General features: G+C 60.6%; 12 protein-coding genes and 1 pseudogene. 8 read left to right on the top strand and 5 right to left on the bottom strand.

Annotated elements, in window-relative coordinates:
* Positions 1-59 precede the first annotated feature (59 nt).
* A complete protein-coding gene (locus BLU24_RS20570) occupies positions 60-476 on the bottom strand; it encodes an OsmC family protein (protein ID WP_090282426.1) in 417 nt (138 codons plus the stop codon).
* A 129-nt stretch (positions 477-605) separates the two neighbouring features.
* Between BLU24_RS20570 and BLU24_RS20565 the strand changes: the two genes are divergently transcribed.
* The 3 genes and pseudogenes from BLU24_RS20565 (at position 606) to BLU24_RS28270 (ending at position 3,416) form a co-directional block, all read left to right on the top strand.
* Complete coding sequence (locus BLU24_RS20565; protein WP_093103327.1) at positions 606-1,652, top strand: amidohydrolase family protein; 1,047 nt, start codon at positions 606-608, stop codon at positions 1,650-1,652.
* A 138-nt stretch (positions 1,653-1,790) separates the two neighbouring features.
* Positions 1,791-2,558, top strand: a pseudogene (locus BLU24_RS28275) (MCP four helix bundle domain-containing protein); the annotation flags it as partial.
* Positions 2,553-3,416, top strand: coding sequence for a methyl-accepting chemotaxis protein (locus BLU24_RS28270; protein WP_442965789.1), 864 nt, complete (start codon positions 2,553-2,555; stop codon positions 3,414-3,416). The pseudogene BLU24_RS28275 and the gene BLU24_RS28270, both read left to right, overlap by 6 nt.
* Before the next feature lie 271 nt (positions 3,417-3,687).
* Here BLU24_RS28270 and BLU24_RS20555 read toward each other — a convergent pair whose 3' ends face one another.
* Genes BLU24_RS20555 through purM form a run of 3 tightly spaced genes read right to left on the bottom strand, consistent with a single transcriptional unit; the run spans position 3,688 to position 6,118 of the window.
* Complete coding sequence (locus BLU24_RS20555) at positions 3,688-4,401, bottom strand: DUF3108 domain-containing protein (protein WP_090282429.1); 714 nt, start codon at positions 4,399-4,401, stop codon at positions 3,688-3,690.
* Between the two features lie 8 nt (positions 4,402-4,409).
* The gene (gene purN, locus BLU24_RS20550; RefSeq protein WP_090282430.1) at positions 4,410-5,060 is read right to left on the bottom strand and encodes a phosphoribosylglycinamide formyltransferase; all 651 of its coding nucleotides are present in this window, start codon (positions 5,058-5,060) and stop codon (positions 4,410-4,412) included.
* On the bottom strand, positions 5,060-6,118 hold the full coding sequence (purM, locus tag BLU24_RS20545; protein WP_093103321.1) for a phosphoribosylformylglycinamidine cyclo-ligase: 1,059 nt from the start codon (positions 6,116-6,118) through the stop codon (positions 5,060-5,062). The genes purN and purM overlap by 1 nt, the downstream gene beginning before the upstream one ends.
* A 374-nt stretch (positions 6,119-6,492) precedes the next feature.
* Between purM and BLU24_RS20540 the strand changes: the two genes are divergently transcribed.
* The 5 genes from BLU24_RS20540 to BLU24_RS20520 all read left to right on the top strand — a co-directional run bounded on the left by BLU24_RS20540 (position 6,493) and on the right by BLU24_RS20520 (position 11,169).
* Positions 6,493-7,551: a DUF2066 domain-containing protein gene (locus BLU24_RS20540; protein ID WP_093103319.1), complete on the top strand. Its 1,059-nt coding sequence runs from the start codon at positions 6,493-6,495 to the stop codon at positions 7,549-7,551.
* Between the two features lie 31 nt (positions 7,552-7,582).
* Positions 7,583-8,656 (top strand): AI-2E family transporter, encoded by a 1,074-nt coding sequence (locus BLU24_RS20535; protein WP_093103316.1) that lies wholly within the window; start codon positions 7,583-7,585, stop codon positions 8,654-8,656.
* Between the two features lie 206 nt (positions 8,657-8,862).
* Entirely contained in the window at positions 8,863-9,567 is a 705-nt protein-coding gene (gene hda, locus BLU24_RS20530; RefSeq protein WP_007919828.1) for a DnaA regulatory inactivator Hda, read from the top strand.
* Positions 9,568-9,795: 228 nt separating this feature from the next.
* Positions 9,796-10,413 (top strand): C40 family peptidase, encoded by a 618-nt coding sequence (locus BLU24_RS20525; RefSeq protein WP_090282434.1) that lies wholly within the window; start codon positions 9,796-9,798, stop codon positions 10,411-10,413.
* A gap of 219 nt (positions 10,414-10,632) precedes the next feature.
* Positions 10,633-11,169 carry a C40 family peptidase gene (locus BLU24_RS20520; protein WP_016773700.1) on the top strand — a complete coding sequence of 179 codons (537 nt, stop codon included), beginning with the start codon at positions 10,633-10,635 and terminating at the stop codon, positions 11,167-11,169.
* Positions 11,170-11,300: 131 nt separating this feature from the next.
* Here BLU24_RS20520 and BLU24_RS20515 read toward each other — a convergent pair whose 3' ends face one another.
* On the bottom strand, positions 11,301-12,614 hold the full coding sequence (locus tag BLU24_RS20515; RefSeq protein WP_093103314.1) for a PQQ-dependent sugar dehydrogenase: 1,314 nt from the start codon (positions 12,612-12,614) through the stop codon (positions 11,301-11,303).
* Positions 12,615-12,653 lie beyond the last annotated feature (39 nt).

The raw sequence follows: 12,653 nt of genomic DNA, 5'->3' as shown, positions 1-12,653 counted from the left end.
GATATTCCAGGCTGAGCGGGCGATGCCAGAAGCATAACCCGCCGCTGGCCATGGGAGGTTTATTGGCTGTCGAAGCCTTGCGGGGTGTGGGTTTCGATCGTCACGTCACTGGTGGTCATCAGTTTGTGAATCGGGCAACGGTCGGCGACCCGCAACAGTTCGTCGCGTTGCGCGTCGGTGAGTACGCCTTTGAGGGTCAGGGTGACATGCAGGACGTATTTGCCTTTCTGCTCTTCGCTGTTGTCGCGTTTGACGTCGACGCCAACGCCGGTCAGCGGGATGTCCTTCTTCTTCGCATACATCTTCAGCGTCAGCGCTTTGCAGGCGCCAAGTGCGGCATCGAAATAATCGTGTGGCTCAGGCGCCGAACCTTCACCGCCAGCCGTTTTCGGCACGTCGGCAAACAGTTCGTGGTCATCGATTTGTACGGTGTGACGATAGCCTTCAGCGGAGACGGTATTGACGGTAACAGTCATGAGAACCTCACAGGCAGCAGGAAAAATCGTTGGATCAGGCAAGACCTTGCAGTTATAGAACATTCCCACCGGTACGCGTTCCGCTTTCCGTGAGGGCTGAACCCTTGTCCTTTGGGCGGGGTCTAGGCTATGCCCACTTGCCGGAGATTACTTGTGTTTTTGTCTCGTCTGATTGTCGTCTGCCTTCTGGCTCTCGCCGGGACTGCCCATGCCCGCGAATACACCTACAGCGATGCGCACCTGCATTACGTGGATTTTTTCCAGGAAAGCGCCGGCATGGCGAAACTGCTGGCAGCCATGAAGGAAAACTCCATCGAGCATGTGATGATTTCCGGCATTCCCGTGGCGAAGAAGTGGCACGAGGACGAACCCAAGCGCCCGCGCTATTACGCCGGTGATGACGCCGACGCCTACTGGTACAGCGCCACCGACGTGATCATTGCCGATGCGGTGCAAAAGCTGTCGCCGGAACAGCGCCAGTATTTCCATCCGTTCTTGTCAGGTTTCAATCCCAACGACAAAAACTCCGCCGCGCACATCCAGCGCATGCTCGACCTGTATCCGGGGCTGTGGCAGGGCATTGGCGAAGTGTTTACCCGGCACGACGATCTGACCGCGCTCACCGCGGGCGACACCCCGCGAGCCAACAACGAAGCGATGACGAAGATCTATCACCTTGCTGCGGAAAATGATCTGCCAGTGATGCTGCATTCCAACATCACCTCCAAACGTGAGAAAAATCCGCTGTATCTGCAGGAAGTCGAAGAGCCGCTGCGTAATCATCCACACACCCGCTTCATCTGGGCGCATGCGGGCACCAGTGCGGAAATCCATCGGCATCAAAAGCAGCTGCCGTTTCTGCTGCCGACCCTGACGCGCATGCTTGAGGCTTATCCGAATCTGTTCGTCGATCTGTCGTGGAGCATGCTCACGCCTTACCTGCTGGATGAGCAGGGCAAACCTCGGCCGGAGTGGCTGGCGCTGGTGGAAAAGTACCCTGATCGCTTTATGCTCGGCTCTGACGTGGTAGGACGATTCAACAAACTCGGTCGGGAAATGCACAGCTATCGTCCGTTTCTGGATGCACTGCCGGAGGCGGTGGCCCGGAAGGTTGCGCGGGATAACTTCCTGGCGATACTGCCGCGCGATACGCTCAAAAGCCCTGACCAGCGCTGAAACATTAAGCCCAGCGCTTCGAACTAGCCGCTCGTCTGCCTATCGCCTTTTCGTCTTACGCAATTTCAAGGCAATGCCGATACCTTCTAAAGCAACCCGCTGCAGGCTGATGCAGCGCTTTTGGAAGGAGCCAGTGTCATGAACATCCGTAATTTCAATATTGCCCCCCGCGCCGGCGTGGGGTTTGGCCTGTTGGCGGTGATGGTATTCGCCCTTGGGGCGTTTGCCTTGCTGCAAATGTCGAACATGCGCGCGCAGTCCGATGAGGTCGACAACAACTGGCTGCCGAGCGTGATGGCGGTCGGGGACATGAGTCAGGACATGCTGCGCCTGCGCGCCTTGACCATGCGCCTGCTGCTCAATCGAGACCCCAGGGCGCTTGAGCAGAACGTCGCCAAGCTCAACGAGCTGCGCAATGGTCTGACCGAGACGCAGCGGCGCTATGAGGGGCTTATCGCCCTGCCTGAAGAACGGGCGTTGTTCGATCGCTTCAAGGTCGCCGAACACAAATACCTTGAGCTCCAGGCACAGGTTGTGCAGCTGTCGGGGCAGAATCGGGTAGCCGAAGCTTCAACGATTCTCAACGAGCAGATGAGCGCACTGGCCGACGAGATCGCCGTCACCCTGCGCGAACTGGTCGATCTGAACAAGCACAATGCGAATCTGGCCACCGAGGCGGCACGTCAGGTGTTCAACCATTCACGGGTCTGGGTTGCCGCGATGATTGCATTGACCGCGCTGATCACCATTGGCCTGGCGTGGCTGTTGACCCGCAGCATCGTCGTGCCATTGACTCAGTCGCTCAGCGTGGCTGAAGTCGTCGCCGGCGGTGATTTGACCGGCGATATTCAAATCGCTGGCAAAGACGAGCCGGCGCGGCTGTTGCAGGCACTCAAGAGCATGCAGTACAACCTCCGTGACACGATCCGGCGGATCTCCGAGTCGTCTACGCAACTGGCCTCGGCTTCCGAAGAACTGAGCAGCGTCACCGAAGACGCCACCCGCGGCTTGCATCAGCAAAGTCAGGAAATCGAGCAGGCGGCCACGGCGGTCAACCAGATGACCGCGGCGGTGGAGGAGGTGGCAAACAACGCCGTGGCCACGTCCGAAGCGTCGCGTGAATCCGATCGCATCGCCCGCCAGGGTCGCGAGCAAGTGCAGCAGACGGTGACATCCATCGAATTTCTCGCCGGCGACGTGACCCAGAACGCGGCCAAGGTCGAAGATCTGGCGCAGAAGATTCATGGCATCAGCAAGGTGCTGGATGTGATTCGTTCGATTGCCGAGCAGACCAATCTGCTGGCCTTGAACGCCGCGATCGAGGCCGCGCGCGCTGGTGATGCCGGACGTGGCTTTGCGGTGGTCGCCGATGAAGTGCGGGCCTTGGCCCATCGCACCCAGCAATCGACGCAGGAAATCGAACAGATGATTGGCGGGATTCAGCAGGGCACTGATTCGGCGGTCAGTTCGATGCAGCAGAGCAATACGCGGGCGCGTTCGACGCTGGAACTGGCCAAGTCTGCCGGTATGGCGCTGGAAGAGATCGCCTCGGCGTTTACCCTGATCAACGAACGCAACCTGGTGATTGCCAGTGCTTCGGAGGAGCAGGCCGCGGTGGCGCGGGAGGTGGACCGTAACCTGATGAACATTCGCGATCTGGCGATGCAGACGTCGGCCGGGGCCAATCAAACCAGTGCGGCGAGTCAGGAGTTGTCGCGGTTGGCGGTGGATTTGAACGGGATGGTGGCGCGGTTTTCGGTTTGAGTGTGTTATTTCGAAAAGCCCCTCACCCTAACCCTCTCCCGGAGGGAGAGGGGACTGACCGCAGGGAATCGGAGAGTTACGCCGACCTGAGCGACCTCCATTGAATCCATAATCGACTCGGTCTGTCAGGTCGATGCATAGCAAAAGACACCTCGGTAGGCTCCCTCTCCTGGGGAGAGGGCTGGGGTGAGGGCCGAGCCAGCCACAAATCTCCAATCCCGTAGCCAATAAAAAGCCCCGCATTCCGCGGGGCTCTTTGTTCTGCTATGAATCAGCTGCCTTTGACAGCCTTGCCGTTGACCGTGCCGTCCTGGAGCATGATGTTGTACTCCTTGCCGTCGGTCTCGACCTGCTGCAGACGCACCAGCAGATAATCCCAGTCCTTGGCGAACCACAGCACGGTGATGCGCTTGCTTTGTGTCGGGTCGCGCACGCGTTCGACTTTGATCGCGTCGATCTTGCCGGCCTTGGTCTCGACTTTTTCCGAGCCCAGCACGCGGAAGTCATAGGTATCGACTTCGCCATCATCGACCACTTGATAACTCATGGTCTTCTTGCCGGCGGCCACGTCATGCTGCAGCGCCAGTTGATAGGTGGACTTGTCGACCATGCCACGGTTCAGCGGGATCTTCACCGCGTCGCCACGGTCGGTGCCGGTGACCAGTTTGTTGTTCCAGTCGAAATCCAGATCAGCCTTTTTGGCTTTGCCCAGACCACCGCGTTCGAAGTGATAGGACTGTGGCAGCAAGGTGTCCTTGTCCAGCGTCAGGGTGCTTTCTTCAGTCAGGCTGGCGATCATCATCGAGGCCTTGAAGCTGAGCTTCCAGACGCCGTTGGCTTCCTTGGCCAGACTGCGCTCGGCGGTGCCGCTCATGGGCAGTTGCTTCCAGTCGGCGGTGTAGCTGGCGGAGAACGGTTGAAGGTCCGCTGCCTGCGCGAAGGGCAGGGCGAGCAGAGCGCAAGCGAAGAGCAGGGCGCGACGCATAATATCTCCTAGATTCGAATCAAGTGGCCGCTGGCGGCGAGTAACTGCCCGTCCAGCAAAGCACCGTGCTCCCCGAGTGCCAGCCTGCCTTCGGCAAACCAGCGTACCGCCATCGGGTAAATCCGGTGTTCCTGAACGTGGACGCGCTGCGCCAGACTCTGCGGCGTGTCGTGCAACTCTACCGGTAATACTGCCTGTACGACCAGAGGCCCGCCATCGAGTTCCTCAGTGACAAAGTGCACCGAGCAGCCGTGTTCCGTGTCGCCGGCCTCCAGCGCACGCTGATGAGTGTGTAACCCTTTGTATTTTGGCAGCAACGACGGATGGATATTGAGCAGACGACCCTGGTAATGCCGGACGAAATCAGCGCTGAGAATGCGCATGAAGCCGGCCAGTACCACGAGTTTCGGTTGGAATTCGTCGATCAGTTCGATCAGTGCAGCATCGAAGGCCTCGCGGCCTTCGAATGCCTTGTGATCCAGCGAGCGGGTGGCGATACCCGCGTCACTGGCGCGCTGCAGGCCGTAGGCGTCGGCGCGATTGGAAATCACTGCAGCGATGCGGACCGGGCTGTCGCCGGTCCGCGTGCTGTCGATCAGAGCCTGCAAGTTACTGCCGGTGCCGGACAACAGCACCACGACATCACAGGGTGCGGACATCAATGAGCCTTAAGGTTCTGCAGATCGACCTGGGCAGCGCCTTCGGCAGCCGCGGCGATCTGACCGATGACCCAAGGCTGCTCGCCCGCGTCACGCAGGGTATTCAGTGCCACTTCAACGTGCTCCTGAGCCACGCAGATGACCATGCCGACGCCGCAGTTCAGCACGCGGTGCATCTCGGTTTCGTCAACGTTGCCTTGCGCTTGCAGCCAGTCGAACACCGCAGGACGGGTCCAGCTGGCGACGTCAACCACCGCTTGAGCGCCTTTTGGCAGCACGCGCGGGATGTTGTCGAGCAGGCCACCACCGGTGATGTGGGCCATGGCCTTGACCGCGCCGGTGTCCTTGATCAGCTTGAGCAGTGGCTTGACGTAGATGCGGGTCGGGGCCATCAGCAGGTCGGTCAGCGGTTTGCCGTCGAGCTGGATGGTTTCGATGTCGGCGCCGGAGACTTCGATGATCTTGCGGATCAGCGAGTAGCCGTTGGAGTGCGGACCGGACGATGGCAGGGCGATCAGCGCGTCACCGGTGGCGACTTTCGAGCCGTCGATGATTTCGGCTTTTTCCACGACGCCGACGCAGAAGCCGGCCAGGTCGTAGTCTTCGCCTTCGTACATGCCTGGCATTTCAGCGGTTTCGCCGCCCACCAGCGAGCAACCCGACAGTTCGCAGCCGGCGCCGATACCGGTCACCACCTGGGCTGCGGTGTCGACGTTGAGTTTGCCGGTGGCGTAGTAGTCGAGGAAGAACAGCGGCTCGGCACCGCACACCACCAGATCGTTGACGCACATGGCGACCAGGTCGATGCCGATGCTGTCGTGCTTGTTCAGGTTCAGCGCCAGACGCAGCTTGGTGCCGACGCCGTCGGTGCCGGACACCAGCACGGGCTGCTTGTAGCCGGCCGGGATTTCGCAGAGGGCGCCGAAACCGCCCAGGCCGCCCATGACTTCCGGGCGCGCAGTGCGCTTGGCGACGCTCTTGATGCGTTCGACCAATGCTTCACCGGCGTCGATGTCTACACCGGCGTCCTTGTAGCTCAGGGAGGGTTGCTTGCTCATGATCCAGGCCTTTAGGGGAGGGGATTCAGGGGGTAACGACCGAGTTCAGCGGGAACATCGAAATCGAGGTGGCGGTGGCCTCACGCGAGTTTCGGGGTGCCCGGCTGTTGCCGGTCTGCGAAGGCGCGCGATTTTATCAGGCTTGAGGGGCAGCGGCCATCCTCGCACCGACGGGCAGGGCCATATCCGCGGAATTTTTTTACAATCCAGCGCCCTGAACGTCTGTATAAGGTGTGGCCATTAACCGTCTATCGTTATCACTGTGCAAAAACTTACCGCCGCCGTGTGAATGTTTTGCGCAGGCCAAGGGTCACAGCCTTGCTCAAACGGTTCACGCGGCCTGTTCCAGCCGCTCCTGTCGACGGGAATTCTCCATGCGTTTTGTAAAATTTTTGTTTGTAGGCTGTCTGTCGCTGCTCAGCCTGGCGAGTCATGCCGAAAATCTCAAAGGTCTTTATCAGGTACGCCAGCCAGTCACCGGCCAGGCGCCGGAAGAGCGCGATCGCGCCACGCAGGCGGCGCTCGACACGCTGGTGCTGCGTCTGACCGGCGACCCGAAAGCCCCGCAAAGTCCTGGTTTGGCGGCGATCCGCAAGGATCCGCAGCAGATCATCAGCCAATTCGGTTTCGATGCCGGGCCGCCGGAAGTGCTGAAGGTCGATTTCGACCCGGGGACCAGCGAGCAGGCGCTGCGTCGCGCCGGGTTATCCTTGTGGGGCGCCAATCGGCCGTCGATTCTCGGTTGGTGGCTGAACGATTCGACCGAAGGCTCGAGTCTGGTCGGCGATGGTCAGGCCGCTGCAGCACCACTGCGCGCGGCGGCGCAACATCGCGGCTTGCCGCTGCGCCTGCCGCTGGCCGACCTGAGCGAGCAGTTGGTCGCCACCGCGCCGACACTCGAGGGCGCCGATGCCGCGCCGTTGCGCAGTGCCTCCGAACGCTACAACGCCGACGCCTTGCTGGCCGTGCATGCCCGTGAAGAAGGCGGGCAGTGGCAGGCCAAGTGGCGTCTGTGGCTGGGCGATCAGAAAGAAGCTGGCAGCGTGCAGGGTGCCGATCAGGCCGCTGTGGCCGATGCGGTGATGCTGGCTGTGGCCGAGCGCCTGGCGCCGCGCTTTGTGGTCAAGCCCGGTGTGTCAGGGCAGCAGACCCTCGAAGTGCAGGGCATGAATCTGGAGCATTACGCGGCGTTGTTGCGGTTACTCGAACCGTTCGGCGTGCGTCTGCAGACTGTTGACGGCGATCGTATCGTCTACCGGGTCAGCGGCAGCGCCGAGCAGCTGCGTGCGCAGCTTTCATTGGCGAAGTTGCAGGAACTGCCGCCAGAAGCGCCGGCTCCGGTGGCTGTGCCGCAGACCGTGGAGGCAGGTGCTGCACCGGTGGCAGCGCCGGCTCCGGTAGCAGCGGCGCCGTCGTTACGCTTTCGTTGGTAAATCTTTCTTTATATAGAAGCAGGAGTGGTAAATGGCCGATACGCGGCGTTGGTTCTGGCTCGGTGGGGTAGTCCTGCTTTGCGCGTTTGTATGGTTGCTGCACCCGATCCTCACGCCGTTCCTGGTTGCGCTGCTACTGGCTTATCTGTTCGATCCGCTGGTGGATCGGCTGGAGCGCGCGGGTCTGTCGCGCACCTGGGGAGTCATCGCGGTGTTCGCCTTGTTCACCTTGATCGTTACTGCACTGTTGTTGGTGCTGGTGCCGATGCTCGCCAAGCAGTTGCTGCGTCTGTACGAATTGGCGCCGCAGATGCTCGACTGGTTGCAGCACATCGCCGTGCCGTGGGCGCAGGCGAAGCTGGGGCTGTCGGACGGTTTCTGGAAGTTCGACAAGGTCAAGGCGGCAATCAGTGAACACATGGGCCAGACCACCGACATCGTCGGCGTGGTGCTGAGCCAGGCGACGGCGTCGAGTCTGGCGCTGATTGGCTGGCTGGCGAATCTGGTGCTGATTCCGGTGGTGAGCTTTTACCTGCTGCGCGATTGGGACGTGATGATGGCGAAGATCCGCAGCCTGCTGCCGCGTGATCGCGAAGAGCGCGTGGTGGCGCTGGCCGGCGAATGCCATGAAGTGCTCGGCGCGTTCGTGCGCGGGCAGTTGCTGGTGATGCTGGCGCTGGGCGTGATCTACGCGGCGGGGCTGATGATCGTCGGTCTCGAGCTGGGCCTGTTGATCGGCCTGATCGCAGGTCTGGCGGCGATCGTGCCTTATATGGGCTTCGTGATCGGTATCGGCGCGGCGCTGATCGCCGGGTTGTTCCAGTTCGGTGGCGATCTGTACCCGATGGTTGGCATCGTCGCAGTATTCATGGTCGGGCAGGCGCTGGAAGGCATGGTGCTGACACCGCTGCTGGTGGGCGACCGCATCGGCCTGCATCCGGTGGCGGTTATTTTCGCCATTCTCGCCGGTGGCGAGTTGTTCGGTTTTACCGGTGTGCTGCTGGCGCTGCCGGTGGCGGCGGTAATCATGGTCCTGGTGCGCCATATGCACGACCTGTACAAGGATTCCGACATCTATAGTGGTGTGGACGAGCCGGAGTTGTAAGGGCGAAGGGCGGCCCGGCGAACCGCCGGGTTGCCGCGTTTTCCACAGGCGCTGGCGCCAAAGAATCTGTCAGGAAACCAAGGCGTTAACGCAAACCTTTGATTTTGCTTGGACTCTGTCGCATTGTGCGCTCAGCGTCACGGGTATAAACTTCGCCAACTTTACACAGAGGCCACTAACGGTTCCTTGGTAACCGTTCAGTCAGCATGAAACCGATTCAGCTGCCCCTAGGTGTGCGTCTGCGTGACGACGCCACCTTCATCAACTACTACCCAGGCGCCAATGCCGCTGCACTCGGCTATGTCGAGCGTCTGTGCGAAGCCGACGCCGGCTGGACAGAGAGCCTGATCTACCTGTGGGGCAAACACGGCGTAGGGCGTACGCATCTGTTGCAGGCCGCGTGCTTGCGTTTCGAGCAGATGGGCGAGCCGGCGGTGTACCTGCCGCTGGCCGAGTTGATGGACCGCGGCGTCGAAATCCTCGACAACCTCGAACAATACGAGTTGGTCTGTCTCGACGACTTGCAGGTGATTGCCGGCAAGGCGGACTGGGAAGAGGCAATGTTTCATCTGTTCAATCGTCTGCGTGACAGCGGTCGGCGTCTGCTGATCGCCGCGTCGACGTCGCCGCGCGAGCTGCCAGTGAAACTGGCCGACCTGAAATCGCGCCTGACCCTGGCGCTGATCTTCCAGATGCGCCCACTTTCCGACGAAGACAAATTGCGTGCGCTGCAATTGCGCGCCTCGCGTCGTGGTTTGCACCTGACCGATGAGGTCGGGCACTTCATTCTGACTCGCGGCACGCGCAGCATGAGCGCATTGTTCGATCTGCTCGAACAGCTTGACCAGGCCTCGTTGCAGGCCCAGCGCAAGCTGACCATTCCATTCCTCAAAGAAACCTTGGGCTGGTAAGCCGAGCCTGTTGTTCTACAGGTTTCAAGGGGAGGGCGGCATCTTTCAGGCGCCAGAAAATCCGCATTCCTGCAGGGGTTGCAGGCCGCGTATCGGGTCAAATGGGCTTAAGCGCTTAGATGTAAACGCGAAACCGCCAAGTCACATAAAGTTCGATTGAATTTGCAAATGAGGACGATAGCGGGCATAGTCTCGGCTTCTTTACAACTATCAGCCACGGTCGTGCCCATGCTAAAGCGCTTCGCACCCCTCGTGCCTCTCGCACTTGTCACCCTGTTGTACGGGTGTGCTGCTCACTCTCCAGTTCAAGAGCAGCCTCAACAGGTTAAAAATTCCGCCACGGCCCAGTCTTCCGTTATTTACCAGGAAGAGCTGGACACCGAAAAAGAACTCAATGAATTCAACGGCAAGAAGCCTTATCAGCTTCCTGTGCTGGCCGACAGCATTCTCGAACGCGGCATGTCCCTGATCGGGACCCGTTACCGTTTCGGCGGTACCTCTGAAGCCGGTTTCGATTGCAGCGGTTTCATCGGCTACCTGTTCCGCGAAGAAGCTGGCATGAACCTGCCGCGCTCCACCCGCGAAATGATCAACGTTGATGCACCGCTTGTTGCGCGCAGCAACCTTGAACCGGGCGATCTGTTGTTCTTCGCCACCAACGGCCGTCGCGGCCGGGTCAGTCACGCCGGGATCTACCTGGGCGACAACCAGTTCATCCACTCCAGCAGTCGTCGCAGCGGCGGTGTTCGCATCGACAGCCTGGGTGACAGCTACTGGAGCAAGACCTTTATCGAAGCGAAACGCGCCCTGGCGAACGCTCCAACCGTGGTCACCGCGCGCAAGTAATTCCCTGATGTCGCTGCGTTCGTGGCGACACGCAGGCTACCGGCAAACAGAGTAGACACAAACTTTACAAGGTGAAGTTAAAGTCTTACTTGAAGTTTGCCGCGTAGCCGCTAGAATCCTGAATCATATTGATGGCAAACCGCCTGCGTACAGACGCAGGCGGTTTTGTTTCTGTCCATTCGGCAGAGAAAGCCGCAGCCTGATCAGGATGTTCCGCTTATGACGATGTCGGCCCGCCTCACCTTGATCCTCTGCGCCGCGCTGCTCAGCGCCTGCGCCAGTCGTACACCGCCGCCAGCCCCCGTGGTTCGCGCGCCGATTGTGTTCGGTCCCTCCCAGGCTTTTTCACCGGTTGCTGAAGACGTGCTGTTTCGCGCGCTCGGCCTCGTCGGCACGCCTTATCGCTGGGGCGGCAACACGCCGGATTCGGGTTTCGATTGCAGCGGCCTGATCGGTTTCGTCTACCGCGATGCCGCGGGGATCTCGCTGCCACGTTCCACCCGCGAAATGATCGTCATGCAGGCACCGAACGTCGGCAAGGAAGGCTTGCAGACCGGCGACCTGATTTTCTTCGCCACCAACGGCGGCTCGCAGGTCAGCCATGCCGGCATTTATGTCGGCGAAGGGCGGTTTGTGCATGCACCGGCAACGGGCGGCACGGTCAAGCTCGACAGTCTGTCAAAGGCGTATTGGCAGAAGGCCTATCTGAGTGCCAAGCGGGTGTTGCAGCCGGGGCAGTTGGCGCATAACCCATAAATCCAATCGCACACAATCCCTGTAGGAGTGAGCCTGCTCGCGATAGCGGTCTTTCAGTCAACGATGATGTCGACTGACAAGGCGCTATCGCGAGCAGGCTCACTCCTACAGTTGTTTGTGTCAGGTGAAAGTTATTTGGCAGAAGACACGCGCCACACTTTGTTGCCGACATCATCCGCCACCAGCAACCCGCCTTGCGGGTCGATCACCACGCCCACCGGGCGGCCCAGTGCGTTCTCGTCCTTGTCGAGGAAGCCGGTCAGTACATCCACCGGTTGTCCAGTCGGTTTACCGCCACTGAACGGTACGAAAATCACTTTATAGCCACTGTGCGGTTTGCGGTTCCACGAGCCGTGCTGGCCGATGAAGGCACCTTCCTTGAATTGCGCCGGTAGCGTGTTGCCCTCGGCGAAGGTCAGGCCCAGCGAGGCGGTGTGCGGGCCGACCGCGTAATCCGGGACGATGGCCTTGGCCACCAGATCGAGGTTCTGCGGCTTGACTCGCACGTCGACGTGCTGGCCGTAATAGCTGAACGGCCAGCCATAAAAGCCGCCGTCCTTGACCGAGGTGATGTAGTCCGGCACCAGATCGCTGCCGATCTCGTCACGCTCGTTGACCGCCGTCCACAGCGCGCCACTGCTGGGCTCCCACGCCAGGCCATTGGGATTACGGATGCCAGAGGCGAAGATCCGGTGATTACCGGTCGCCCGATCGACTTCCCAGATCGCCGCGCGACCCTCTTCCTGATCCAGGCCGTTTTCGCCGACGTTGCTGTTCGAACCGACGGTGACGTAGAGCTTGCTGCCGTCCTTGCTGGCAATGACGTTCTTGGTCCAGTGATGGTTCAGCGTGCCGCCCGGCAGATCGACGACCTTGATCGGCTGGGTCTTGATTTCGGTGGCGCCGGGCTCGTAGTTAAAGCGCAGCAGGCGATCGGTATCGGCCACGTACAGATCGTTGCCGACCAGGGTCATGCCGAACGGCGAGTTGAGGTTTTGCAGAAATACCGTGCGGGTCTCGGCCACACCGTCCTTGTCGGCATCGCGCAGCAAGGTGATGCGATTCGGGCTCGGTACGCCGGCGCCGGCCTTGCCCATGACCTTTTTCATCACCCAGCCACGAATGCCTTTACTGTCATCCGGTTTCGGTGGCGCATTGGTTTCGGCCACCAGCACGTCACCGTTGGGCAGCACGTACAGCCAGCGCGGATGATCGAGGCCTTCGGCGAACGCGGCGACCTGAGTACCGGCTGCCGCCGTCGGTTTTGCCCCCTCGGGCCAGCCGATCGCGGGGGCGATGTTCACCGTCGGGATCAGGGTCTTGTTCGGTTCCGGCAGTTTTGGCGACGGGCCAGTGCCGTCGGAGACTTGCAGGCTGGAGGTTTCGCCGCAGGCGCTGAGCCCGCCGGCGAGGGCGATGACGAAAACGAGGTGGGGCTTGCGCATTGCTGATCTTCCCTATGAATGCATTCCTAACCATAGAGG

The sequence above is a fragment of the Pseudomonas sp. Z003-0.4C(8344-21) genome (assembly GCF_900104975.1).
Taxonomy (GTDB): Bacteria; Pseudomonadota; Gammaproteobacteria; order Pseudomonadales; family Pseudomonadaceae; genus Aquipseudomonas; species Aquipseudomonas granadensis.
This window is presented reverse-complemented; position numbering and strand designations above follow the sequence as displayed.